At 64.3% G+C, this 24,807-nt stretch carries 23 protein-coding genes; 6 read left to right on the top strand and 17 right to left on the bottom strand.

Annotated features, from left to right (window positions below; translation table 11 throughout):
- Window positions 1–418: 418 nt before the first annotated feature.
- From KAJ83_RS15340 to KAJ83_RS15315, 6 genes are all read right to left on the bottom strand, one after another.
- On the bottom strand, window positions 419–1,399 hold the full coding sequence (locus KAJ83_RS15340) for a GntR family transcriptional regulator (RefSeq protein ID WP_210682975.1): 981 nt from the start codon (window positions 1,397–1,399) through the stop codon (window positions 419–421).
- Window positions 1,400–1,402: 3 nt separating this feature from the next.
- A complete protein-coding gene (locus KAJ83_RS15335; RefSeq protein ID WP_210682974.1) occupies window positions 1,403–2,719 on the bottom strand; it encodes a TRAP transporter large permease in 1,317 nt (438 codons plus the stop codon).
- Window positions 2,709–3,188: a TRAP transporter small permease subunit gene (locus KAJ83_RS15330; protein WP_343222026.1), complete on the bottom strand. Its 480-nt coding sequence runs from the start codon at window positions 3,186–3,188 to the stop codon at window positions 2,709–2,711. The genes KAJ83_RS15335 and KAJ83_RS15330 overlap by 11 nt, the downstream gene beginning before the upstream one ends.
- 105 nt (window positions 3,189–3,293) lie before the next feature.
- Complete coding sequence (locus tag KAJ83_RS15325) at window positions 3,294–4,325, bottom strand: TRAP transporter substrate-binding protein (protein WP_210682972.1); 1,032 nt, start codon at window positions 4,323–4,325, stop codon at window positions 3,294–3,296.
- A gap of 110 nt (window positions 4,326–4,435) precedes the next feature.
- A complete protein-coding gene (locus KAJ83_RS15320; protein ID WP_210682971.1) occupies window positions 4,436–5,299 on the bottom strand; it encodes a fumarylacetoacetate hydrolase family protein in 864 nt (287 codons plus the stop codon).
- A 53-nt stretch (window positions 5,300–5,352) separates the two neighbouring features.
- Window positions 5,353–6,117 carry an SDR family NAD(P)-dependent oxidoreductase gene (locus KAJ83_RS15315; protein WP_210682970.1) on the bottom strand — a complete coding sequence of 255 codons (765 nt, stop codon included), beginning with the start codon at window positions 6,115–6,117 and terminating at the stop codon, window positions 5,353–5,355.
- A gap of 244 nt (window positions 6,118–6,361) precedes the next feature.
- On the opposite strand from KAJ83_RS15315, the gene KAJ83_RS15310 reads away from it, so the two are divergent.
- From KAJ83_RS15310 to KAJ83_RS15290, 5 genes are all read left to right on the top strand, one after another.
- Window positions 6,362–7,507: an alpha-hydroxy acid oxidase gene (locus tag KAJ83_RS15310; protein WP_210682969.1), complete on the top strand. Its 1,146-nt coding sequence runs from the start codon at window positions 6,362–6,364 to the stop codon at window positions 7,505–7,507.
- A gap of 36 nt (window positions 7,508–7,543) precedes the next feature.
- Window positions 7,544–8,308 (top strand): acetoacetate decarboxylase family protein, encoded by a 765-nt coding sequence (locus KAJ83_RS15305; protein WP_210682968.1) that lies wholly within the window; start codon window positions 7,544–7,546, stop codon window positions 8,306–8,308.
- A gap of 60 nt (window positions 8,309–8,368) precedes the next feature.
- Complete coding sequence (locus KAJ83_RS15300) at window positions 8,369–9,301, top strand: NAD-dependent epimerase/dehydratase family protein (protein WP_210682967.1); 933 nt, start codon at window positions 8,369–8,371, stop codon at window positions 9,299–9,301.
- Window positions 9,302–9,478: 177 nt separating this feature from the next.
- Window positions 9,479–10,021, top strand: a complete 543-nt coding sequence (locus KAJ83_RS15295) for an RBBP9/YdeN family alpha/beta hydrolase (protein ID WP_210682966.1) — start codon at window positions 9,479–9,481, stop codon at window positions 10,019–10,021.
- A gap of 133 nt (window positions 10,022–10,154) precedes the next feature.
- A complete protein-coding gene (locus tag KAJ83_RS15290) occupies window positions 10,155–10,985 on the top strand; it encodes an alpha/beta fold hydrolase (RefSeq protein ID WP_210682965.1) in 831 nt (276 codons plus the stop codon).
- A 59-nt stretch (window positions 10,986–11,044) separates the two neighbouring features.
- On the opposite strand, the gene KAJ83_RS15285 is transcribed toward KAJ83_RS15290, so the two are convergent.
- The 9 genes from KAJ83_RS15285 to KAJ83_RS15245 are packed head-to-tail and all read right to left on the bottom strand — an operon-like array spanning window position 11,045 to window position 21,453.
- Window positions 11,045–13,573: a LamG domain-containing protein gene (locus tag KAJ83_RS15285; protein ID WP_210682964.1), complete on the bottom strand. Its 2,529-nt coding sequence runs from the start codon at window positions 13,571–13,573 to the stop codon at window positions 11,045–11,047.
- A 36-nt stretch (window positions 13,574–13,609) separates the two neighbouring features.
- The gene (locus tag KAJ83_RS15280) at window positions 13,610–14,656 is read right to left on the bottom strand and encodes a 2,5-dihydroxypyridine 5,6-dioxygenase NicX family protein (protein ID WP_210682963.1); all 1,047 of its coding nucleotides are present in this window, start codon (window positions 14,654–14,656) and stop codon (window positions 13,610–13,612) included.
- 19 nt (window positions 14,657–14,675) lie between these two features.
- Complete coding sequence (locus KAJ83_RS15275) at window positions 14,676–15,392, bottom strand: ABC transporter ATP-binding protein (RefSeq protein ID WP_210682962.1); 717 nt, start codon at window positions 15,390–15,392, stop codon at window positions 14,676–14,678.
- Entirely contained in the window at window positions 15,389–16,108 is a 720-nt protein-coding gene (locus tag KAJ83_RS15270; RefSeq protein ID WP_210682988.1) for an ABC transporter ATP-binding protein, read from the bottom strand. The genes KAJ83_RS15275 and KAJ83_RS15270 overlap by 4 nt, the downstream gene beginning before the upstream one ends.
- On the bottom strand, window positions 16,105–17,100 hold the full coding sequence (locus KAJ83_RS15265; protein ID WP_210682961.1) for a branched-chain amino acid ABC transporter permease: 996 nt from the start codon (window positions 17,098–17,100) through the stop codon (window positions 16,105–16,107). The genes KAJ83_RS15270 and KAJ83_RS15265 overlap by 4 nt, the downstream gene beginning before the upstream one ends.
- Window positions 17,100–17,984 (bottom strand): branched-chain amino acid ABC transporter permease, encoded by an 885-nt coding sequence (locus tag KAJ83_RS15260; RefSeq protein ID WP_210682960.1) that lies wholly within the window; start codon window positions 17,982–17,984, stop codon window positions 17,100–17,102. Before KAJ83_RS15260 ends, KAJ83_RS15265 begins: the two co-directional genes overlap by 1 nt.
- Window positions 17,985–18,027: 43 nt before the next feature.
- A complete protein-coding gene (locus KAJ83_RS15255) occupies window positions 18,028–19,272 on the bottom strand; it encodes an amino acid ABC transporter substrate-binding protein (RefSeq protein ID WP_210682959.1) in 1,245 nt (414 codons plus the stop codon).
- Between the two features lie 34 nt (window positions 19,273–19,306).
- Window positions 19,307–20,296, bottom strand: a complete 990-nt coding sequence (locus KAJ83_RS15250; protein ID WP_210682958.1) for a PDR/VanB family oxidoreductase — start codon at window positions 20,294–20,296, stop codon at window positions 19,307–19,309.
- The gene (locus KAJ83_RS15245; protein ID WP_210682957.1) at window positions 20,296–21,453 is read right to left on the bottom strand and encodes an aromatic ring-hydroxylating oxygenase subunit alpha; all 1,158 of its coding nucleotides are present in this window, start codon (window positions 21,451–21,453) and stop codon (window positions 20,296–20,298) included. Before KAJ83_RS15245 ends, KAJ83_RS15250 begins: the two co-directional genes overlap by 1 nt.
- 181 nt (window positions 21,454–21,634) lie before the next feature.
- On the opposite strand from KAJ83_RS15245, the gene KAJ83_RS15240 reads away from it, so the two are divergent.
- Window positions 21,635–22,309 carry a TetR family transcriptional regulator C-terminal domain-containing protein gene (locus tag KAJ83_RS15240; RefSeq protein WP_210682956.1) on the top strand — a complete coding sequence of 225 codons (675 nt, stop codon included), beginning with the start codon at window positions 21,635–21,637 and terminating at the stop codon, window positions 22,307–22,309.
- A gap of 25 nt (window positions 22,310–22,334) precedes the next feature.
- Here KAJ83_RS15240 and KAJ83_RS15235 read toward each other — a convergent pair whose 3' ends face one another.
- Window positions 22,335–23,579 (bottom strand): CaiB/BaiF CoA transferase family protein, encoded by a 1,245-nt coding sequence (locus KAJ83_RS15235; protein WP_210682955.1) that lies wholly within the window; start codon window positions 23,577–23,579, stop codon window positions 22,335–22,337.
- Between the two features lie 100 nt (window positions 23,580–23,679).
- Window positions 23,680–24,606 (bottom strand): hydroxymethylglutaryl-CoA lyase, encoded by a 927-nt coding sequence (locus tag KAJ83_RS15230; protein WP_210682954.1) that lies wholly within the window; start codon window positions 24,604–24,606, stop codon window positions 23,680–23,682.
- Between the last annotated feature and the right edge of the window lie 201 nt (window positions 24,607–24,807).

Here is a 24,807-nt window from a genome sequence, read left to right as displayed (position 1 = left end):
GGACCAACCGTGGAAGATCATGTCCATCGGATATCGACAATGGGCCCATGAATGGTGATCAGCGCGAAATGGTATAAGGCGGTCAGATAGGCTCCCCATGCTGGGCGGTCCTCCTAAGTGACACACAAAGGTGAAGCACAAGCTTGGCAAAATGTTCTGTAAGGCACTGATAATATTTTATTTTTAACATCCCCCATCTCGTCCTGCCGGGGACACCATTTCTCCTAGAGTCTCGCTGGCGCCCCGGTTCTGGTCCGGCATCCCTTCGGGATGGGGCGCCATTCACCCTCTCAATATTTCAAGGCGTGGAGCGTGGCGGCGCGGGGTCGCCCTCGACGACCGCCATTCACGACACCTTGCCGGAACCGGCACGGTGTCGCTTTCAGGCTTGGCAACCGGATATATGCGGGCGGCGGGTTCAGGCCGGGCTCAGGAAAGGCGGCAGCGGTCGCTGTGTCCTGTTCGAATTTATCTCGAAGCGTTCCAACCAACGATCCTGGGCAACCTTCAGGTGCTGGACGAGTTTCCGCGCGGCATTGTCGGGCTTTCCGTCCAGGAGATATTGGACGATTTCCAGATGCTCCCGGACCGCCGCCTCGATCAGTTCCATCGGGATGCCCAGGAACGGGTCCGACAGGTAACGCGTCGGCACGAACAGCGACTGCGTGCGCCGGAGGGCGTGAAGAATCTCCGGGTTAGGGCAATAGGACAGCAATGTTCCGTGAAGGTCCGTCTCGATCCGGTCGAACTCCCCGCTCGCGATCGGCGAGGACGCGAGAGCGCGCCAGATATTGTCCCGCGCCTTTTCCAATTCGAACGGCGGGGCATGCGGATACCCCTCCACTAGAGCCTGCGGTTCCAAAATCCATCGCAATTCATAGAGATGGCCGACACGGCGCGGGGTAACCTGCTCCGCCACCCAATGGCCGGCGCGGTTTTTCTGGATGAGGCCGAGGCCATCCATCCGGGCCAGGACGTCGCGCGTGACGGATCGACTGACGCCGAAATGATCCGCGAGTTTCTGTTCATTCACGCGGACGGACCCGAACAGGATACGAATCGCGATCTCCCTCTCGACCTCCTCGTACATCCGTTCCCACTGGCGCGGAATATCGAGCGGGATGGCGTCGAGGACGGCGACCTGGCCGCGCCGTCCGGTATCATGCTGGCTGACGACCGCGTAGCCGTGCCCGTCGACGTCCTTCAGCATCCCCTCATCGAGAAGCGTCCGCAACGCACGGCGGGCCGGCGAGCGACTGACGTCGAAGGCCTTGGCGACCTGCGCCTCGAGAACCTTCTCCCCGTCCCCGATCCGGCCGTTGTCGATCATCATCTTCAACAGGAGGTGAACCCGCTGACTGAGCGACGTCGTCTGGCGCGCCTCTTTCCGCTCACCCATCGCCTAGCTCCCCACCATGGCGGGCAACCATTGCGCCAGTTGCGGAAAGAATAGGACGAGCGCGAGCCCGACGACCTGCAGGCAGACGAATGGCACGACCGAGGCGAAGATATCGCCCAGCGTGACGTCCGGCGGCGCCACCGCCTTCAGATAGAAGGCCGCCGGTCCGAAAGGCGGCGTCAGATAGGAAATCTGCATATTCATGGTGAACAGGATACCGAACCAAACCGGGTCCATGCCGTAGCTTTTGATGATGGGCACGAAGATGGGCATGGTCAGAAGAACGATCCCGATCCAGTCGACGAAGGAGCCGAGCACGATCAGCACCAGCATCATCACCATGACGATCACGATCGGCGCGAAGGGAAGATCGGTGATCATGTCTTGCAGGAACGATGTTCCCCCGGCGAGCGTGTAGATTCCCACCAAGGCCGACGCCCCGAAGAAAACCCAGGTCAGCATGGCGACCGTGTTGCCGGTCTGCTTCAACACATCGAGCAACATGTCGGCGGAGAGCTTCCCGTTCACGCCCGCGATCACGAGCGCGCCGAGCACCCCGATGCCGGCGGTCTCCGTCGGCGTGGCGACACCGGTGTAAAGCGAGCCGAGCACGGCGCCGATCAGGCCCAAGGGCAGGACCAGCGCCTTGCCGAGCGAGACCTTCTCCATCAGGGGCATCTCGCGCTCCGCGATATCGGCGAGCGGCCCCATCTCGGGCTTCATGTAGCAGATGACGAGGACATAGATGAAATAGAGGCCCGCCAGGAGAAGCCCCGGCACGACCGCCGCCAGGAAGAGGTCGCCGATGGATACCTGCGCGACCAGCCCGTAGACGATCAGCACGATACTCGGCGGCAACAGCGTGCCCAGCGATCCACCGCTGCATATCACGCCGAGCGCCAGACGCTTGTCGTATTTCCGTCCCAGCATCGCGGGCAGGCAGACAAGCCCCAGAAGGAGGATTTCCGCGCCGATGATCCCCACCATGGCCGCCAGGATCGTCGAGGTCAGCAGCGTCCCGATCGCGAGACCGCCGCGCAACCGTCCCGACCAGACATGCAAGGCATGGAACAGGCGCTCCACCACGCCCGCCTTCTCCAGCAGGCAACCCATCAGGACGAACAGCGGAACCGCGATCAACGCATAGTTCCCCATCAGCGTCAGCATGCGGCTTGGGATCAGATAGAGGGCATCCGGCCCGAACGTCAGAAGGGTCAGGACGACGGCCGTCAGACCCGTCGCGAACGCCAGCGGAATACCCGTGAACAGAAGCAGGAACAGGATTCCGACAGTCAGCAGGCTCAGCCACTCACCACTCATTTCTCAACGCCCCACATGCGATTTTGAGCTTATTGAGCGATTCGAGAACCATCAGCGTCGCCCCCACCGGGATCGCCGCCTTCATGAACATCGGAGCATGGGAGTCCCAACCGCCACCGGATGTCTCGCCGCTCATGACGGATGGGTAGGCCTGGGCGCTTCCATAGTAGACGACGATGCAGAGAAAGAGGATCGTCAACAGACAGGACAACACGTCCAGCAGGCGCTGTGTCCGGGGCGCGAACAGATTGTAGACGACGTCGATACGGACATGCTTGTCCTCGGCGAGCGTATAGGCACCCGCGAGCACGTAATGCATCCCGGCGATCGCGATAACCAGTTCGAGACCCCAGACCGAGGGCGCATCGAGGAAATAGCGCATGCCGACGTCGTAGATGGTGATGACGAAAACCGCGATATAGGCAGCGGCCGATCCGTATTCACCGAGCTTCCGGTTGAACGTGCTCACAATGGACAACACCGCCGCCTCCCTTGAAGGTTGGGGATGTATGTCGCGAGACAACGGGTCCCGCCCGGCCATGCCGGCACGGGACCCGTTGCTTGCGCGTCGCGACTACTCCTTGATCAGCCCGATGCGCTTCATATAGCCCATCTGACTGTCCAGCGCGCGTTGCGCCAGATCGCTGCGGGTGGCGAACGCCTTCCAGACATCCACGGCGGCGTTCCGGAAACGCTGCTTGTCCTCGTCGGACCAGTCGATCAGCGTCACGCCCTCGGCGCTCAGCTTTTCGGCCGCTTCCGCGTCCTTCTGCTCCATCGTGGCGATCATGTCATCCGCGAAGGCCCGAACCGCCTGCTTCAGGCTATCCTGAAGCTCGGGCGAGAGGCCGTCCCAGACATCCTTCTTGATCGTCACGTCGGCGATCGACATCGAATGGACGCTGGGATAGATGGCGTAATCCGCGATGTCGTGGAAACCCAATTCCTCGTTCATCGAGAGCGTGCCCCAATCGGCGCCGTCCACCACGCCCTTGTCCAGGGCGCTATAGACCTCGGTGCCGGCCATCTCGATCGGAATCGTGCCGAACTTCTCGAAAACCTCCGAGAACATGCCCTTCGACATGCGCAGTTTCAGACCCTCCAGGTCGTCCGGCGACTCGACCGGCTTCTTCAGCACGAGCGATTCCGACCCCCAGGTCGCGATGCCGATCGGATAAAGCCCATAGGGTTCATAGGCCTCGCGCAGCAGGTCGAGGCCCCCTTCCTCGTAATGATAGGTCAGCAGCTGGTCGGGCTCCTCATAAGCGCCGACCAGACCGCCCAGGATGGCGAAGGCCGGCTCGCGCCCCGTCCAATAGGCGGGTGCGTTATGCTGCCCGTCGAGGACGCCCATCTGGATCGCCTCCAGCGTCTCGGCCGTGCCGACCACGGCACCCGCCGGAAGCGGCCGGATGGTGATGGCGCCGTCGGTCCGCGCCTCGACATCCTTCGCGAAGCGTTCGAAGCTTTGCTGCGTCGCGGTGCCGGCCTGCCACATGCTCTGGATATTCCAGGAATAATCCTGCGCCAGCGCCGCAGCGGAACCCGAGAGCGACCAGACGGCCAATCCGGCGGCGAGAAGCGCCCCCTTGAATCCGTGTTTCATGCGAATTTCCTCCTTCCTCGATTGTGCAAGGACTGTCTGCCCGACAGTTCATTGTGGTTCGTTTCGACCGCCGTCCGACGAAGGCCGGACGACGGCCGGCATTCCGGCGGTCACGGTCCGGCGACCGCCTCCTCATAGCGAACGACCCGCTGACGCTGACGGCCAAGGCCGGTCACGCCCAATTCGATCGTATCGCCGGGACGAAGCCAGACCGGCTCCGGCTTCTTGCCCATGCCCACGCCGGGCGGCGTGCCCGTGGCGATGATGTCGCCCGGCATGAGGGTCATGTATCGGCTGCAATGGGAAACCAGCGTGTCGACGCCGAAGATCATCGTACTGGTATTGCCGGTCTGCATCCGCTCGCCGTTCACGTCGAGCCAGAGGTCGAGCGCCTGAGGGTCCGCCACCTCGTCCTTGGTGACGAGCCATGGCCCGACCGGCCCGAAACTATCGCACCCCTTGCCCTTGTCCCACTGGCCGCCCTCCATCTGGAACGCACGTTCCGAAATGTCGTTGACGACGCAATAGCCGGCGATGAAATCCTGTGCCTCGGCCTCGTCGATGTACCGCGCCTCGCGGCCGATCACCACGCCGAGCTCGACTTCCCAATCAAGCTTCGTCGAATCCACCGGTTGGATCGTATCCTCATAGGGACCACAGAGCGCCGAGGGCGCCTTCAGGAAGACGATCGGCTTCTCCGGCGGCTGCATCCCGGCCTCCAGCGCATGGTCGGAATAATTCAGGCCGATGCAGATCATCTTGGATATCCCCTCATAGGGGATGCCGAGGCGCGGCTCCCCCTCGACCAAGGGCAGGCCGGCGACATCGACCCCGGAGAGGGCTTCCAACGCCCCGCCGGCGAAGTCGCTCGACCGCAGACGCTCGATCTTGCCGGACAGGTCACGAATCCGGCCCTCGTTGTCCACGGCGCCCACGCGCTCATTGCCGACATCGCCAAATCTACAAAACTTCATCGCTTTCCATTCCCGGTATTGCTTCTCGGATTGATGCTGCAGGGAAGGCCGGCTCACATGACGGTCGCGCCGCCATCGATGACCAGGGCCTCCCCATTGATGTGCCGCGCCTCATCGGAGGCGAGGAACGCCACGCCGCTCGCCACGTCCTCCGGCATTGCCCGGGACGCCCGGCCCGCGCGGGCGATGCCTCCGCCCGCCTTTTCCTCCAGGCTGCGGATCATCCGGCCCTCGATCGGTCCCGGCAGGACCGCGTTGACCCGAACCCCCGATCCGGCCGCGTCCAGGGCCGCCACGCGCGTCAGCCCGAGCACGGCATGCTTACTGGCGACATATCCGGCGAGCCCCGCCCGCCCGCGAATGGCGGACGTCGAAGCCACGTTCACAATGCATCCCGCGCCCCGCGGCATCATTCGCGAAAGCGCCAGCTTCGTGCCGAGGAAAACGCCCCTCGCATTGACCGCCATGACCCGATCGAAAACGTCCGCGGAATAGTCGGAAAACGCCGCCACATCACCTTCGAGGCCGGCATTGTTGACCAACAGGGTCACGGGGCCGAGTTCGCCTTCCACCCGATCGATGCAGGCCGTGAAGCTATCGGCGTCCGCCACGTCCACGCACGGGGCGAGACCACGACCGTCCAGGGCCCGCACCGCCCTCAGCGCATCCTCCGCCCCGGCCGAGTCCAGATCGGCTATCGCGACGGCGAAGCCCGCGCGCGCCAACCGCGCGACGACCGCCCGGCCGAGATCACCGGCACCACCGGTCACCAGCGCGACACCCGCTTTCCCGCCGTCCCTTGAATTCAGATCGCCCATCGCCGTTCCGCCCTAAACCCATCATTATGTATTTTGTCTTCTTTGTACACTTTTGAGAAACAACGTCAAGCACCGATAAAACGCACCGCCAACCGTGCAGGATCACTAAATTCTCTACTTTTTGGCGGCGGTTTTGTTCGGATTGACAAAGCGGGACGCATTTGTACTTTGGCTACTAAATACGCTTAATGGACACGGGACGCCGTGGCCAGGCGTCATGAAATGAATAATGGAATCAGGAAGCATGGGCGGGAAACACATCGTCACGAGCACCGAGGACCTCCGGATTCTGGCTAAGCGGCGGGTCCCGCGGATGTTCTACGACTATGTCGATTGCGGCTCCTGGACGGAAGGCACCTACCACGCGAACAGCATGGATCTCGCGGCGCTGAAACTCCGTCAACGCGTGGCCGTCAATATCGAGGGCCGTTCGACCGCGACGACCCTTATCGGGGAAGATGCCTCGATGCCGGTCGCGATCGCGCCCACCGGACTTGCCGGGATGCAATGCGCCGACGGCGAGATACTGGCCGCGCAGGCGGCCGAAAGGTTCGGGGTGCCCTTCACGCTCTCCACGATGAGCGTCTGCTCGGTCGAGGACGTGGCCGCGAGCACCTCGCGTCCCTTCTGGTTCCAGCTTTACATGATGAAGGACCGCGATTTCATGCGCGACCTCATCCGGCGGGCACGGAAGGCGGGCTGCTCGGCTCTCGTCCTGACGCTCGACCTGCAGGTTCAGGGACAGCGCCACAAGGATATCAAGAACGGGCTTTCGACGCCGCCGCGCATGACGATCCCCAACATCCTGAACCTGATGACCAAGCCTGGCTGGTGCTGGAAGATGCTGGGAACCAAGCGGCGCACCTTCGGCAACATCGTCGGCCACGCGCCGGATATCGAGGACACCTCCTCGATGGCGCTTTGGGTCAGCGAGCAGTTCGATCAATCGCTGGACTGGGACGATGTGCGCTGGGTCAAGGATCAATGGGGCGGGAAGCTGATCCTGAAGGGAATCATGGACGCGGAGGATGCGCGCAAGGCCGTCGACGTTGGCGCGGATGCCATCATCGTGTCCAATCACGGCGGACGCCAACTCGACGGCGCGCCGTCGAGCATCCAGGCCCTGCCCGCGATCGTCGCGGCCGTCGGCGATCGCACGGAAATCCATTTCGACAGCGGCATCCGCTCCGGCCAGGACGTCTTCAAGGCGCTCGCCCTCGGCGCGCGCGGTGTCTATGTCGGGCGCGCCCATATGTACGGGTTGGGCGCCATGGGCCGGGAAGGCGTAACCCGCTGTCTGGAAATCATCCGGAAGGAGCTGGATTTGACGATGGCGCTCTGCGGGGTGCGCACCGTCGCCGATATCAATGCAGACGCGCTTTGCCGATGATCGCAATCGCGCGTTCAGGACAGAAGGGGAGTAAACATGTTCGGTAACTTCAAGCTTTACCCGAAAAGCGGCGTCAATCCGCACCATTCACCGGCCTATCCGCTGGAATGGGATTGCACCCTGCGCACGGTCGAGGTGATCACGCGGGTGGACCGCACGAAGGTAGAAGCCATGCTGGAGGGCAGCGGGTTCGAACTGATCAACGACCGCGTCGCCTTCCGCTTCATGCTCTCGCCGGGACATACGCTGTCGGTCCACAAGGGGGCGATGTTCGATCTGATGATCACGGTGCCGGTGCGTTATCAGGATCTCCACACCCAGACCCACATCTATATGTATTGCAGCGACCCGATGGGCACCGCCGCCGGCCGGGAGTTGTTCGGCTACACGAAGAAGGATTGCACCTATCAGTTCGAGGAAGACCCGCGCGGCTCCATCCGGGGGTGGGTCAACCGGCGCGGCTTCCAACTGGCGGAATTCACCTTCAAGCCCGACGAGACCGCGCCGCTGGTGCGCCTGGTCGATGGCGACGAACAGCCCGGTGGCGAAATCCATGTGCGTCGCCTCCCCCATCCGGAGCGCCCCGAACCGGCCTATGAGGACATCGTCTATCGGCGCACGCCGCTGGAATACTCCCAGCCGAAGGTCGGCCGCGCGGAATTGAGCCTATACCCGTCCGAATTCGACCCGATCGCCGATCTGGAACCGGAAATCCTTGGCGCGCACTTCATGTATTCGGATGTCTATGCCGGCGGGTTCGACCTGGAGGACCGGCGTCTTCTGAAGCGCCTCACCCCCTGATCCACGCTTCGCGGCCACCACGACACCATGGCGACGAACGGCAACGGGACGGAAAGCACCATGCGGATACTCGTAATCGGGGGAACCGGGTTCCTCGGCGCGAAGCTCTGCCGTGGCCTTCGCGGTGCCGGCGCCGAGGTGGTCGCGGCGGATCTGCCGGGGTCCGAGAACGTTCGGAACGTAACGGCGGACGGTATCGCCTTTCGCGGACTCGATATCCGCGATCGCGATGCCGTCCGGACCCTCTTCGCCACGGTAAAGCCGGACAGGGTCGTCAATCTGGCCTATGTCACCGGGCAGAGTTTGCAGGACGACCGCGCCCTCGCCGGGGCGGTCAACCTCATGGGCCAGATCCATTGCATGGACGCGGCGGTCGAACAGGGCGTCGGCCGCTATATCTACTCCAGCTCCATCGCGACCTACGGGCCCGATCAACAGTATTACGGCAACCGCGATATCGAGGAGACGGACGGCTGTCCCCTCGACCGGCATTCGCTGATCTATGGGGCCATGAAGGCCTATAACGAGTTCGCCGCCGAGCGGTATCGGCTCGAACATGGGCTGGAGGTCTGCGGGATAAGGTTGAGCGTGATCTTCGGACCGGGACGCCTGCACGGCTATACCGCCTGGACGTCGGCGATGATCTCCCATCCCATGCGGGGCGAGACGATTCATGTCCCTCTCGCCGAGGATCAACGCATCAACCTGATTTCCGTCGACGATGCGGCACGGCTCCTGTCCCTCGTCACGGGTGCCGAGCGGATTAGTCATACCATCGTGAATTCCGGCGGGCACGGCCTGGCCGCCGGAGAAGTCGCGGAGACGGTCCGAAGCCTGGAACCGTCGGCACGCTTCGCGTTCGCCGCCGCCCCCACGCCGCCACTGTTCGTCGACCGCGTTTCCGGCAAGCGGGCGGAAGCGGAATTCGGTTTCCGTCCAACGCCCTTCCACGACGATCTGGCGACCCAATTCCACGCCGCCGAAAGCGCATAGGCCAACTACATAGGCACGGGTCGAACCCGCATGGGGCGCCGACCATGGGCGGCGACCATCGCCCGTGCGCCCTATTCTTGCCGGAAACCCGGAAAAACGATCACGGGTGGGGCCATATGATATCATCATGCTCTTGGCTGTTGATTGTCCGCGCGCCTACCGGAGAAGGAAGACCGAATGATCCCCGTCATCACCCTGCCCGGCATCGGCGGGTCGGGGCCGACCCATTGGCAAAGCGCATGGGAAGCAAAGGATCCCACCATCGTCCGATTCCAACCGGCGCGCTGGGACCGGCCCGATCTCGCGGATTGGATCGCCTCCCTGGATAGCGCCGTCGCGGCCGCGCCGGCCGCGCCCCTTCTCGTCGCGCACAGTCTGGCCTGCCTGCTGGTCGCCCACTGGGCGGCGCGCGGCGCGCGACCGGTTCGGGGTGCCTTCCTGGTCTGCGTGCCCGATCCACGAAGCGCCGCCTTCCCGGTGGAGGCGCGAGAGTTCGACGATGTCCCGGGCGGCCGCCTCCCCTTCCCCGCCCTGGTGGTCGCCAGCACCGACGATCCCTTCGGCACGATCGACTATAGCAAGGCCCGGGCGGAGCAATGGGGCGCGGGCCATGTGTCCGTGGGCGCGCACGGCCACCTGAACGCGGCGAGCAACCTCGGCGACTGGCCCCAAGGCACCGCCTTGTTCGAGGCTTTTCGGGCCGGAACCGGCAGAATCTAGGCTCCGTGCCCCCCAATTGCTGGGGCAGGGAACAAGGTTGCCCCAACTTTATACAATCGAATAAAGTGGTGCCGGGCGGACCCCCACCCCACCCTAGTTACATCCTGAACCCATGGGAGAGCCGATTTTGCGAATGCACTTTGTCGATGTCGCCGGCACGCCGACCCGATGCATCATCGCGGGCGATGAAGCCGCGCCGACGATCCTTTTCATCCACGGGCTCGCGCTGACGGCGGAGGTCTGGCTGCGCAATATCGACGCGTTGGCCCGTACCCACCGGGTCATCGCGCCGGACATGCTGGGCCATGGCTTCACGAAGCCCGCGGACGACGCCACGGTCGACGTCCCCGCGAAAATCCGTCATCTGCGCAAGCTGGTGGATACGCTCGGAATCGACCGGCTGTCCCTGTGCGGCAGTTCCTACGGCGCCTTGATGGCCTCCCTCTTCTTCCTCGACAACAAGGACCGGGTGGAGAAACTCGTCATCAACGGCAGCGGCTCGTGCTTCAACACCGAGGCGCAGCTTCAGGCGCAGGTCACGAAGCTGCGCGATGTGTTCGGGCCGGAGAAGATGGCCAGCTCCAGCATCGAGGAATGGCACCAGCGTATCGGCAATAACTTCCACGATACAGACAAGGTGCCGCGCGAATTGCTGCACATCGCCCAGCTTTGCTATGCTTATCCCTGGGCCGCGCGGCGGCTATCGGAAACCATGGCCGTCATGCAGGAACCGGAACGCTTCCGCCCCTTCCGCATCCTGGAGCGCCTAGAGGAACTGACATGCCCGACCCTGGTTGTCTGGGGCCGCGACGACCGGGGCGGATCGCTGGAAAGCGCGCAGGAAGCCATCAAGCGCCTGCCGAACGGGGATCTCACGGTTTTCGACGCGTGCGGTCACTATCCGATGATCGAACATCCGAAACGCTATAACGAAACGGTCGGTGCCTTCCTCGCGAAGGGCTGAGCGGCGGCGGAATCGATCGCGGCCCGAGAGGAAAAGCCTTCGGGCCGCGATAGACCGGATCACTCGAAGGGCGTCGGGTCCGTGAACCGGCGCAGCACGTTCTCCGTCAGGCGGGAAACATTGTTCTCGTAGTTCGCATGGGACAACGCCCCCGCCCAGGCGATCGAACTGGTGGCGAAGACCGCCCCGCCATTGGGCGTTTCATAGAAGACCATGTCGCACCGGACCATCGGGCAAGTCTCCCCGGTGATGGCCGAATGGGTATGGGTCAGTTCTTCCTTCATCCAGTGATAGGCGGCCGAGAAGTCCGTTGCCCGCGCGACGACCAACGCATGCGGCGGGGTTCCCAGGGCGGCGTCCGCCCGGTCGACCTCCCAGCCGGCGGCGCCGCCGCCGATCAGGCCGAAATCGCCGATCCGCTCGTCCTCTCCGATCCCCTCGAAGGCGAAGGCGACGCGCGGGTCGCGGCTGTCCGGCATGCGGTCGAAATGGGTGGAGAAATCGAACCCCTGGGCCGACATGCCGGTCCCCGCGACGGATTGCGGGGCGCGGCCCATGCGCCGCCACATGCCGCCCAACTCGCCGGTGAAGCTGTGATAATACTCGCCGCCTTCCGCCGCCCAGGTGCGGATACCGTCCTCGGCCCGGCGCATCTCGATCACGCCGGGAAGTTCCGGATGATAGGAGGTGCGCCAATAGAAGCCGTTCCCGCCCAGATAGACGAACCGTCCGCCCCCGGCCTGATAGGCCTCGAAGGCGTCCAGCATGCGCTTCGACGGATATTCGGGATGGCTGCCCGTCATGACGCAGCGGTAGGGACGCAGCAGCGCCTCCCCCTCGCGCTCCAAGTCGTCCTCGGTCACGACATCATAGGCGATGCCGCGCGCCTCCAGCCAATCGATGATATGGGTATCGGCGGGCAATTGCCACAAACGCTCGCCCGGGCGCATGTTCAGGATGGGCCGCAGGCGCGAGGAATAACATACGCCGCTGCCGTCGCTGTGATGATCATAGAGGGAGCAGCCCAGTTCCGGATGCTCGTGCAGATATAGCGTCGTGCTGTCCACCGTCGTGAAGACGGCACGGATATTCTCCCCCTCGGTCCATTCCAGATGGTGGTGCGTGTTGCTGTAGGCCCAATAGCTCGCCGACGGCAGGATGAGGGCCAGCGGCGCCGTCGCCGTGCCGCTGGGTGGCCGCACCACGAAGGGGATGCGTTCCTCCACCCCGTCGCAGGAGAGCCGCGCGCAGTAGAGGCCGCTTGGCCAATCCTTCGGAACGGTCAGTTCGAAATCCGTCTCCCACCCGCAATCATAGAGGTCGTCGTCGTGGAAGTGGATCGCGCCATACTGATCGGGACGGTGCGTCCAGTTATAGTCGCCACCGTCCCAGTTCCAGCCCTTCATCGCGCGCGTCGGCAGGTTGACCGTCTCGCCATGCAGCCCGCGCGGGCCGGCATCGACGATGCGGGGGGAGGACATCTCCCGGCTGAAATCCCAGGCGGCGACGAGGTCCCGCTCATCCGACGGCAGGCGCGCGTCGCGCAGCACGCCGTCGCGCTCCTCTTCCGAAAGCGACCGGGCCAGCAATCGCGGGCTGTCGATCTTGCCGTTATAAAAGGCGCAGGCTTCCCCCCGCGCGTCGAACCCGGCGGCGATACGGAAATCCCGGCCGACCGGTGACGACGCCGTCAGCCGTCCGACCGCCCGGTCGGCCGTGTCCCCGCGTGCCGCATAGCGCGTTAGCGGCCGTTGCACCACCCAGGCTTCCCCGGTCTCGGCGTCATAGCCGGCCGCGACCAAATACCAATGGCGCTCCAGCAAGGGGGTATCGAGCGATAGGCTTTCCGAGCCTATCTGGAGGGAAAGCCGCCCCGTCCCATCCAGGATCAGGGACCGCCCGCCGCCCCCCATGATGACCTGCATCCGGTCGAGCATCGGCGTCGTCGGCCATATATAGGCCGAGATGGTGAAGGACGCCGACCCGAAGACCGGGTCCTCGGGAAAGGAGACATAGGACCCGCAGGCGATTTCCTGCCGACGGCCCGGATAGCGGCCGTCGATATCGCTGGTCATGGAGACCGTCTTCAAGCCGATATTGGCCGCGTCGCCGCAGATCAGCTTCTCGAAGCTCAGATCGTAGGGGCCCTCCGCGCTCACCATGAAGGCGATGGACCGCCCCGTCTCCACGCTGAACGTGTCGGAGTAGCCCAGCACCGGGTGGCTGGTCAGATCGCGGCGAAGCGTCCCGGCGGTCGGCAACGGCGCCTCCCCGTCCAGACAGAGCGGCTGGCCGGTGTGCCGTTCCCAACGCGCGCGGAAGATGGCCCATTGGGCCTCGCCCAACGTCGCGAACCCTTCTCCCTCGCCCCCTGCCTCGAAGACCTCCAGCGGGCTACCCTTCCGGCCGGTGTTGCGCGCAAGCTGCCACGGCCCGTTGCGTTGGGGTTGGATCGCGACGATGCGGTCGTCGAACGTCTCCCAACGCAACAGCTTGAGGAGTTTCTGCAATTCCTGTCCATGCGGCCCGAAGGGCGCGTCGCGAAATTCGCGCGCGAGGTCGAGGCGGGAGGGATCGATGCGGTCCATGCGCGTGCCTACCTGGTCGATGCGGAAGCGAAGGGATCAGTCGAGCCGGCGCGACATCGCATCGTGAAGCCCCCGCAAGGGCTCCGGCCCGACGAAACGCCCGCCGTCCAGCAATTGCGTGTCGCCGACCCAGAGCGATTGGTCGAGGACGATGCCGTCCGGATGGTTCTCGCCACCGCCCGGCTCCCACCAGGGAAGGCCCATGCCGATCGCGTTGCTGCCCGGAACGCGGATATCCTCGATGAACTGGTTTCGGGTGAACAGCGCCGCCGGATGGAAACCGGCGGTGAAATGGATGAAGCTCCCAAAACCGTCCCCTTCCCCGCTCGCGCGGCGTAGCGCGCGCTCGAAACTGACACGGTCGTCGGCGCCGCCGCCGGTCAGGCTGCGGATGCCGCCTTCCGCCTCGATCGTGATCGGCTCGCGCAGGGCGCGGTAATTTTCGTCGAAGAGCGCCTGGATCACGATCCGTCCCGTCACGCTCTCCATCACCGGATAGAAGCTCTGCGTCCCGGGCACAGTATACATGCCGGGATCCTTGCACACACCCTTCCGGGCCAGCTTCATCTTGTCGAGGGTGAGCCGGACGTCGGTGCCGCGCGGGCAGGTGAAACGGGCGGTCTCACCCTCGGCCTCCGCGAAGAAGGAGGCGAGCGCGACATTGAAGTCGACCATCGCCGGATAGTCGACGCAGCCATAGAGCCGCTCGAACGTATCGGCGGCGGAGAGCGAGATCAGGCAATAACGCGTGCGTTGCCGCTTCATCGCCGCCGCGTGCGTGCCCGAGCCCGCGTGATAGGGAAAGCAGAAGTCGAACCACACATCGGATTCGGCCGCCGCCGCCCGGAACGCATCCCCGACATAGGGGTCCGAAAGCCCCCCCTGATAGGGCAGCGTCGGGGCGAGCGCGATCATCGGCTTCGCGCCCACGCGGGCCACGCTTCCCGCGACGGCGTCGAGAACCGCCGTCTCAGTCCGGTAATCGGCGGAGATCAGCACGCTTTCGCCCGGCGCCACCGCGAAACTCTCCACAACCAGATTGTCCGCGCCCCGCAGAAGGCGCGGCGACGTCATTGCAGCCATCGTCAGTCCTCTATTCGCTTCAGTCATCCACGCCGAGATAGGCGTTTTGCACGAACGCGTCGTTCAACAGCGCATCCCCTTCGCCGTCGAGGATGATACGTCCCTTCTCCAGCACATAGGCGTGGGACGCCACGCGCAGGGAGGCCCGCACATTCTGCTCGATCAACAGGATGGAAACGCCGCTTTCCGCGACGCGCTCGATCAGCACGAAGATCTCTTCCACCAGCTTCGGCATGATGCCGAGCGACGGTTCGTCCAGAACGAGAAGGCGTGGCTCGCCCATCAGCCCCCGCGCGATGGCGAGCATCTGCTGCTCCCCCCCGCTAAGAGACCCCGCGAGCTGACTCCGCCGTTCCTTCAACCGGGGAAAGGTTTCGAAGCTCTTCTCCAACAATTCGGCGACCCGGGACCGATTGGATTCCTTGAAGGCGCCCATCAGGAGATTCTCCTGAATGGTCATCTGCGCGAAAACCTGCCGCCCTTCCGGAACCAGGACGATTCCCCGGCGCATGACCCGGTGCACGGGCATGCCGGAGAGCGTCTCGCCGTTGAAGACGACCCGCCCCCGAGAAGGAGCGAAGGCCCCGGCGATCACCTTGGCCGTAGTCGTCTTGCCCGCGCCGTTGGAGCCGAGGAGGGCGATGATGCCCCCCTCCGGCACGTTCAGCGATACGCCATCCAGGGCACGCGCCCCGCCATAGGCGTAGTGGATATTCTCTATGCTCAAACCCGTCATGCCGGCGCCGTCCCTAGATATGCGTCGATCACCGCCTGGTCGGAGAAGACATCCGTGGCGGAGCCGTCGGCGATCTTCCGGCCGGCTTCGAGCACGACGACCCGGTCGGACACCCGCCGGACCGCCTTGATATCGTGCTCCACCAGCAGGATGGTCACGCCGGAGTCGCGGATCTTCGACAGAACATTCGTCAGTTCCCGCGTCTCCGCGTCGTTCAATCCCGCGCAGGGCTCGTCGGCCAGCAACAGGATGGGCCGGGCGGCGATCGCCCGGGCCAATTCCAACCGTCGGAGATTGCCGATACTGAGCGAGCCTGCACGCCGGTCGCGCAAGGGCGTCAGGTGACAGATATCGATCGCCCGCGTCGTGGTCGCTTTCGCATCCCGTTCCCCCGCGCGGCCGAAGGAGGCCGCGACGAGGACATTCTCCTGCACCGAAAGTTCCGGGAACGGTTTGGATATCTGGAACGCACGGGCCACGCCCTGCCGGCAAATGCGATAGGGCGCCATGCCGGTGATATCATGCCCATCGAATTCGATTCGACCGGAGGTCGGCTTCAGATAGCCGGACACCATGTTGAAGAGCGTCGATTTCCCCGCCCCATTGGGTCCGACGATGCTGGTGATGCTATCCCGCTCGACCGTAAGCGTGACATCCTCGATGGCGCGCAGGCCTCGGAACTGCTTCGTCAGGGACTCGATTGTGAGCACTGTCATGATGCCGCCCCCTCTTCCACGGTCGTTTCCTCCCGCCGCCGACGCATGTCGCGAACCAGGCCGATGAGCCCCTTCGGCGCGAGCGTGACCATCGCCACCAGCACCGCGCCGGTCACCAGCATGTGCAGGTCGAGAAGATCGCCCAGCACGACCTGTGTCAGCAGGATCATGATCGCCGCGCCGATGATCGGACCGGCGACCGTGCCGATTCCGCCCACCATGCTGTAGAGGATGAGGTTCAGGCTGATATCGATGCGGAAGACGGTGTCGGCGGTCATGAAGCCCAGGCTGTAGGAATAGAGCACGCCACCCACCGCCGTGAGAACGGCACTGATGACGAAGGCCGTCAGCTTGTAGCGTTCCGTCGGCACGCCCAGCATCGCGGCCGTATCCTCGTCCTGCCCGATGCAGGTCAGGCCGACGCCCAGGCGGGACCGCCGCATGACGACGAACAGCCCGATGCAGACCATCAGGAAGACGAGGAACAGGAAGTAGAAGAGCTGCACCTTCGCCAGACCCGGCACCTTCAGGATCGGCAGGGTGAAGCCGATCGCGCCCTGGAAGACATCGAAGGTCTTGCTGACCTCCCCCAGGATCTGCGCGAAGGCCAGCATGGCGATGGCGAAATAGATGCCGCGCAAGCGCAACACCGGAAGCGCCACCGCGACCGCCGCCGCCAGGGTAACGGCCATCGCGAACAACAGCCCCAGGACGAGCCGCAGGGCAACCGGCACCTCCGGCCCGAGCTGCTGCCCCAACAGACCGGCCGCGAAGGCGCCCAGACCGAAGAAGGCGGCGTGGCCGAAGCTCCAGTAGGTGGTGAACCCGCCCAGCAGGTTCCACGCCACGGCCAGCCCGCCGAACAGGAGGATCTGCTGCGCCAGGCGAAGCTCGAAAGGCGAGGCGACGAACGGCAGCGCCACGGCGCCGACCAGCAGAAGGGCGCTCAGCCCCCATTGCCTCGACGAGATCGGTTTATGAAAGCCCCGCATCAGACCGACCCCTTATAGGCATTGCCGAGAAGCCCGTTCGGACGGACGATCAGCATCAGAAGAAGGGCGCCGAAGATGAAGACGTTCGGATAGAGCGAGCCGACATACTGGGACGAGAACGTACTGATCCCGCCGAGCATGAGCCCGCCCAGAAGCGCGCCGACCGGACTGCCGACCCCGCCCAGGACGACGGTCACGAAGGCATTCAGGGTCCAGTGCGTGTCATCGAACGGCGTGAACGGATTGATCAGCCCGACGATAATGCCGGACACCCCCGCGAACCCGGCCGAGACCCCGAAGGTCATGGCGTAGATCTTCTTCACGTCGATGCCGCAGAGCCCGGCCGCGAAATCCTGCTGCGCGGTCGCCCGCATGGCCCGGCCGACCTTCGAGCGATAGAGCACATAGGACAGCAGGCCGAGCGACAGCAGGCTGGCGATCAGGCCGCTGGCGCGGGCGCCATCGACGATGACGCCGCCGATGCGGAAGGTATCGAACAGCCAGCTTGACGACAGGGACTGAACATCCGGCCCGAAGACCAGGATGATCAGATCGCGCAGCATCAGGCTGACGCCGAAGGTGATCAGCAGGCTGCTCATCAGGGAGCCACGCCGCACCGCGCCGGATACCAAGGTGATTTGAACCAAGCCGCCCAGGACGAACAGGGCCCCGAAGACGAGGGGGATCGCCATCAACGGATCGATCCCCCACGCCTCCTTCAGCGCGAGCCCCAAATACGCCCCGAGGAGCACGAAGATACCATGCGACAGGTTGACGACGCCCAGGACGCCGAAAATCAGGGAGAATCCGACCGCGGACAGCGAGAAGATTCCCCCCAGGATCAACCCATCGACAAGGGTCTGGAGAAATAATGTTCCAGTCATTGCGGGCTTTCGCCAATCCTATTCGTGGAGGAGGGAAAAGGGATTACCCCTTCTCCGCCCAGGTCGGCGTCGGATAGAGGGTCTCGGCGGTCCGCAGGTTCTCGGGATAGACGACCTTGATTTCGCCCCCCTGCACCTGCCCGATTTTCGCCCCCATCAGGATCGGATCGCCGTCCCCGTCCTCCGTGAAGTTGACCGGACCGAACGCCGTGACGATGTCGATCGCGTCCAGCGCGTCGCGAACCGCCAACGGATCCACGCTCCCGGCGGCCTTCATCGCTTCGATATAGGTCGTGATGCAGGAAGACGCGCCGACCGTATGATAGCTGAAGGGCCGGTCGTTCGTCGCGTTGTAATAGTCGATATAGGATTGCGTATCGCCGAAGGTCGGATCGGTGAACTCCAGGCTCTCGTCCCACGGCAACTGCATCACGACGCCATCGGCCTTCGCCCCCAGGCTCTCGCGATAGGCCGGAAGCTGCGGGCCCAGGAACTGGTAGAGCAAGGGCACGTTCGTTTCCGTCGCGATCATCTGACGCGCGATCACCAGGGAGTTCTGGTCGACCGTCGTGGTGATCAGGATGTCCGGCGTCCGGGCGCGAAGCGTCGCCAGCGCGCTGGAGGAATCCGTCACCTGTTCCGGCAGTTCCAGGACATCCAGGACTTCGAGGCCGATTTCCTTGCAACCGGCGGCGGCGGCCTGCGCGTTCAGCTTCGAGAAGGCCGAGTTGGTCGCCATGACCGACACGGTCTTCGGCTTCGGCTCGATCGACTTGAAGAATTCGATGCTCGTCACCCAGGCGCGGCTGGCGCGGGGGAAGAAGCCGAAGATGTTCTCATAGCCTTGCGTGAAGATCTGGTCGGCCGACCCGCCGACCTGGACGGTCACCTTGCCCGCCGCTTCCGTGATGCCGGCGCAAGGCAGGACGACATTGCTGCCGTAGGAGCCGAGGAAGAAATCGACGCCCTCGTCGACCTGGCGCTGGATCAGGGTCGTCGCGCGGGCCGGGTCGCTCGCGTCGTCGACGATGCCGAGTTCGAGACTATAGGTCTTGCCGGCGATCTGAACGCCGCCTTTCTCCTCATTGATGTACTTGATGGCGGTTTCGTAGCCGTGCCGGATATTCAGGCCGGTCTCGGCATAGCGCCCGGACATGCCGAGCGAGCCGCCGAAGCGGATGACGCCATCGGTCGCGGCGCGCGCCGGCATGGCCCGCAAGGCCGTCGCGCTGGTCATGGTGGCACCGAGCAGGCCGAGAGCGGTTCTGCGCGAAATCTGCTTATTCATCGTCTATCCCCTGTTCTTGATGTTGCAGTCGTCATTAAAGATCCAGGACGATCACCTCGCCCTTACTGCGGGAAACGCAGACGGTCATGTGCCCGCCATCGCGTTTCTCGTCCTCCGTCAGCACCTCGTCCCGATGATCCGGCTCCCCCTCCAGGACGGCCGTGATGCAAAGCCCGCACACGCCCTCCATGCAGGAGCAGTCGACCATGACCCCGTTCTCCTGCAACACCTGCAGGATGGTGTCGTTCGGACCGACATGCAGCGTCTTGCCCGTCCGCGCCAACCGAACCTCGAAGCCCTTGGCCGGCGCGGCCTCCTCCTTCCCGTCATCCCTCGTCCCAGGTTCGGCCGAGAAGGATTCCCAGTGAACGGCCGATGGGTCCGCATGGTCGTTCGCGACGATCCGGGCCCGATCGATGAACGGCCCGGGCCCGCAGATATAAATCTGCGAGTCCCCCGGCGCGTTCGCGAGAATCGCGTCCATCCGCCCGCCGACCGCCTCCGGTTCCACGCCGAAATGGAAGGCGACGTTCGCGCGCAGCGCGCCGGCCGCGAGATCCTGGTGAAAGGCCGCATGCCCCGGCGTGCGCGCGAAATAGTGCAGTTCGAAGGATTGCCCGCGACCGGCGGCGTCCTTCGCCATGCTGAGCAGCGGGGTCACGCCGATCCCACCCGCCAGCAGCACGAGGTGTCGAGCCCCGCGGTCGAGCGGGAACCGATTGACCGGCGGCGCGACCGGGACGACATCCCCCACCTGAAGCCGGTGGACCGCGTCGGAGCCGCCACGCGATTCGGCTTCCCGCTTTACCGCGATCATGTAATTCGATGTCTCGCCCGGACCGTTGCATAAGGAATATTGTCGAACGAGACGATCCCCCAGACGCAGCGCGATGTGCGCCCCCGGCTCACCCGGGGGCAAGGCCTCGCCCCCGGGATCGGCCAGCGTCAGGGAGAGAACGTCGACCGCCTCCGGGCGACGGGCCGTCACCTGCAGCCGCATCTCCTTTTCGGCGGTCGACGTCATTACCGATGCGCCCCGAACATCCGCTCGGCATAGCCGTTCAGGAAGTGGTGGATCGCCTTCTCCATCACCGACATGCGGCCGGGCTCGTAGGTGGAGAGCGCCATCGCCTTCTGCATGGATTCGATCATCGAGCGGTCTTCCTCGTAGATCTTCATCTGATAGTCCTTGTAGACCTTCAGCTTCTCCTCGAGCGCGGGGTCGTCGAGGAATTCCTCCGGGAAGAGGACGTAGATGAAGACCTCGCATTTGTTCGGGCCGACCGGCCAGGCGACCATCATCTTCACGCAGTCGATGCGCCCGAAGAGCGTCAGATTGGGGAGGCGGAAGCCGGTACAGGCAAAGCTGTTCTCCTGATCCTCCAGCCACGGCATCTTCGCGAACAGCGTCTGCCCGTCCGGCGTCGAGGGTGCGGCGTCATAGCGGATGGTGATCCCGCCGCCGTCCTTCAGCGACACATTATCCGGCGTCCAGGAGAAGCGCGCCCCGAAGGTGTTCACGTGAAGCACGCCGACGTGATAGAAATCCATCAGGTTCTCGTGCAGGAACTTCCAATTGCACGCCAACTCCAGACGCGTGACATCGACAAGACGGCATTTCTCCGGATGAAGCTGGGCGAAGTCCTGCTCGAAATCGGCGATCGCCTCGGCAAAGGGGACCGGTTCATCCGCGAGGCTTATGAAGATACTGCCGCGCCACGTCTCCAGATGAACCTTCGGCAGGCGGCAGGACTTGGGGTCGAAGCCCTCCGTCTCCTTCATATAGGCGGCCCCCAGAAGCTTGCCGGAAAGATCGTAGGTCCAGCCGTGATAGGGACATTTGAAGTGGCGTAGATTGCCCGACCCCTCGGCCACCTCGACGCCCCGATGGCGGCACATGTTGCGGAAGGCGCTCAGAACCCCGTCCTTGTCACGCGCGATGATGATCGGCTGATCGACGATACGCTGCGCCATGTAATCGCCGGGGTTCGGGAACTGCTCTTCCCGACCGACGAAGAGCCAGTCCTTGTAGAAGAACTCGTCGAGTTCCTTCCGATAGATTTCCTCGGACGCGTAAATGTCGCCCGGCAGATGCCGTGCCTTGTTGAGTTCCTCGCACGTCTCCGCGACACGGGCGCGCTCGTCCGATGCGCCGGCAGCCGGCGCCACACCAATCGTCATGGATAACTCCCTCGTCAACGTCCCTGCGGGCCGCCCTGTTCCGGGCGGCTTCCCGATCGCACCAATTTAATACGATCGTATAAAGTGACGGTAACCAAGGTTTCACATTCCGTCAACGGTCTTTCTTGACGGGGGTGCGGTATGGTGGCAGCCAGTGCGCTCAACAATGTAGAGAGTTCATATGAGCGCACCGACGAGCGACGAGCACAGACCCCGGAGGCAGGCGCGAAGCTTTTCCAAGAAGGCGCCGGAAGTGCGCCGACAGGAGTTGATCGACGCCACCTTCCGGTGCCTGTGCAATCACGGCTCGTCGGAAATCAGCGTACGTCTGATCGCGGCGGAAGCGGGCGTGTCGCTCGGCATGGTACGCCACCATTTCCGAACCAAGGACGAGCTTCTGGCCGCGACCCTACAGCAGCTCTCCGACAAGGTTCAGTCGCAGACCCGCGAGGCGCTGGCGCTACCGGACCTGACCCCGACCGAGCGCCTGCACGCCTTCATCACGGCCTGCCTGCATCCCGGCGCGCTGGACGCGAAATATGTCCGCGCCCGTTTCCTGTTCTGGAGCCTGGCCCAGACGAACGAGACGATCCGCACCGTCCACGACCGGATTTATGCGCGTTTCGAGAAGGAGCTTCGCGGGCTGGTCGGCGCCGTCGCCGAGGAGAAGGGACTGACGGTCGATCTCGACATCGTCACGCTGGCGATCATGGCGCTGCTGAAGGGGATCTGGGTCGAATGGAGCCTCGCTCCCGACCGGGCCGACCCGCTGAAGCTGGCGGAACAGATCCTGCCCGGGCTCGACGGAACCTTCGCGAGCCTGGCCGGCAGTGCCCGGCAACCGTCCGGTAGCTGACCGACCGACCGGACGACGCCTGCCGTCAAATCGTGCCGGCGCCGCGCAGCCGGTCGATATCCGTCGCCGTCATCCCCAGCAGCCCTTCAAGGATTTCATCAGTGTGGGCACCGACCTCCGGCCCCGTCCAGCGAACGGTCGCTCCCGCATCCCCTCCCATATCGGGAACCGCGCCGGGATGCAGCACCTTGCCCAGCCGCGGATCGGCGACGTCCTGGATCATGCCGCGTGCCCGGAACTGTGGATCGGCGGCGATATCGGCCACGGTGTAGATACGGCTCGACGGAACGTCGACTTCCTTCATCGCGGCTTCCAACTCGTCGATCGTCTTGGTGAAGGTCCAGGCGGAAATTTCCTGGTCCAACGCCTCGGCATTGCGCACCCGGGCCTGATTGTCGATGAAACGCGGATCATCGGTCAGGGCGACGCGATCCATCGCCCGGCAAAGCCGCGCGAACAGCGAATCCGAATTCGCACCGATCAGGAACCATTTCCGGTCCCGCGACGGATAGGCGTTCGACGGCGCGGTCGTCGGCAGGGAGGAGCCGTGCGGCTGGCGCACACTTCCGAAATAGCCGTATTCGGGCAGGCACCCCTCCATGAGGCTGAGCACGGAGTCCGTCAAGGCGACATCCACGCGGCGGTTGGGCAGGTCCTCTCCCGCCCGCGCGACACGCTTCTCGAAGATCGCCGCGAGCAGTCCGATCGCGCCGTAGAGCCCGGCTATGCTGTCCCCGATGGATATGCCCGTGCGAACCGGCGGCAGATCCGTCACCGCCGGCGGATAGCCGGTCAAGTGGCGGATACCGCCGACCGCCTCGCCGATCAGACCGAAAGCCGCGCGATCGCGCCCCGGGCCGGTTTGTCCGAAGCCGGAGATCTGGACGAGAACCGCGTCCGAATTGGCGGCCGCGATGTCGTCCGGCCCCAATCCCCATTTCGCGAGTTGGCCGGGCTTGAAGTTCTCCACCACCGCATCGACTTCGCCGACCAACCGGCGCACCAGATCGATCCCTGCCGGGTCCTTCAGATTGATGCTGACGGATTTCTTGTTGCGGCCATGCACCGACCACCAGACGGACGTGCTCTGCCCCTCGGGGGTCTGTCCCCAGGCGCGGACGGGATCGCCCCGTCCCGGCGGCTCCACCTTGATGACCTCCGCGCCCAGATCGGCCAGGACGCGGGTGCAGAACGGGGCGGCGATGAAATGGCCGAGTTCGAGGATGCGCAGACCGCTTAAAGGGGCCGGGCGCGACGTGATATCGCTCATCGGACGACAGACCTTCTACTTGCTGTTCCAGAATCAGGATGGGGATGGGGGGAATGATGGAGGCACCGGAGACCATCGCCCCCGGGCTTCCGGGATGACCTCACCGGACCAGGGTGACCCGGTCCCTCGGGACCGTGCGCAAATGCCCCCCGGTCCTTCCGCCGGGCAGCGCCGCGATCCGATCCGACACCGCGAGCAATCGCGTCATGTCGATGCCGGTCTCGATCCCGCCGCGCGCGAAGGCATAGACCAGATCCTCCGTCGCGGTATTGCCGGAAGCACCGGGCGCGAACGGGCAACCTCCGAGGCCGGCGGTCGACCCGTCGATGACGCGCACCCCGGCATCATAGGCGGCGAAGGCGTTCGCGACCCCCATGCCGAACGTGTCATGACCGTGGAACGCCCAGCGAACCGTGGGGTCCGCCGCGATCAATCCGGCGAAAAGCGCGCGTACCCGGAAAGGGTCGGCCCGCCCCGTCGTATCGCACAGCGCGAATTCCGCCCGCGGGACGATGGACCGGGTGGCCTCGAACACCTCCCTAACCCTTGCCTCCGGCACGGAACCGTCGAATGGACAATCGAACGCGGTCGCCAAATCGACCCGAAGCGCGATACCCGGCGTCCGCGCCATCACCGCCGCGATCGCGCGCAATTGGTCGAGCGACTCTCCGACCGTCCGCCGCACATTCCTCAGATTATGTGTTTCGGAGACGGAGAGAACGAAGACCAGCGCGCGGCACCCCGCCTCGACCGCGATTTCGGCCCCCTTCGCGTTCGGGATCAGGACGGCGAGGCCATCCGTCCATCGCTCTCCAAGGCCGGCGACGACCTCGCGCATGTCGGCCATTTGGGGAACCGCCTTGGGGCTGACGAAGGACCCGATCTCCATGCGCCGGACTCCGGCATCGAGGAGCCCGGCGATCAGGGCAATCTTCTCTTCGGTCGAAACCGGCTCGGCGATCGACTGGAGACCGTCTCGCGGCGCGACCTCGACCAGATCGATCCGCCGAATATCCGCGGTAGCCATGAATTGCTGCCTTTCCCAGATACCGGCGCGCGCCACCGAGCGTGTACGCGAAACCGCCGGAAGAGGGCGAGCGCCGGTGTGAAGAAACGGGGCGTCACGGTGCGAATGCCAACACCCACGAGCGCGACGCTACCAGAAGCCTCCCGGCATATGTTTGCGATTTGAAAAGCAAACCTCTATTGAATTGGCAGAATCTGCCAA

Source organism: Marivibrio halodurans, assembly GCF_017963645.1.
In the GTDB taxonomy this organism is placed as follows: Bacteria; Pseudomonadota; Alphaproteobacteria; order UBA8366; family Aestuariispiraceae; genus Marivibrio; species Marivibrio halodurans.
The sequence above is the reverse complement of the archived record's forward strand: the minus strand, read 5'-3'. Positions and strand labels throughout refer to the sequence as shown.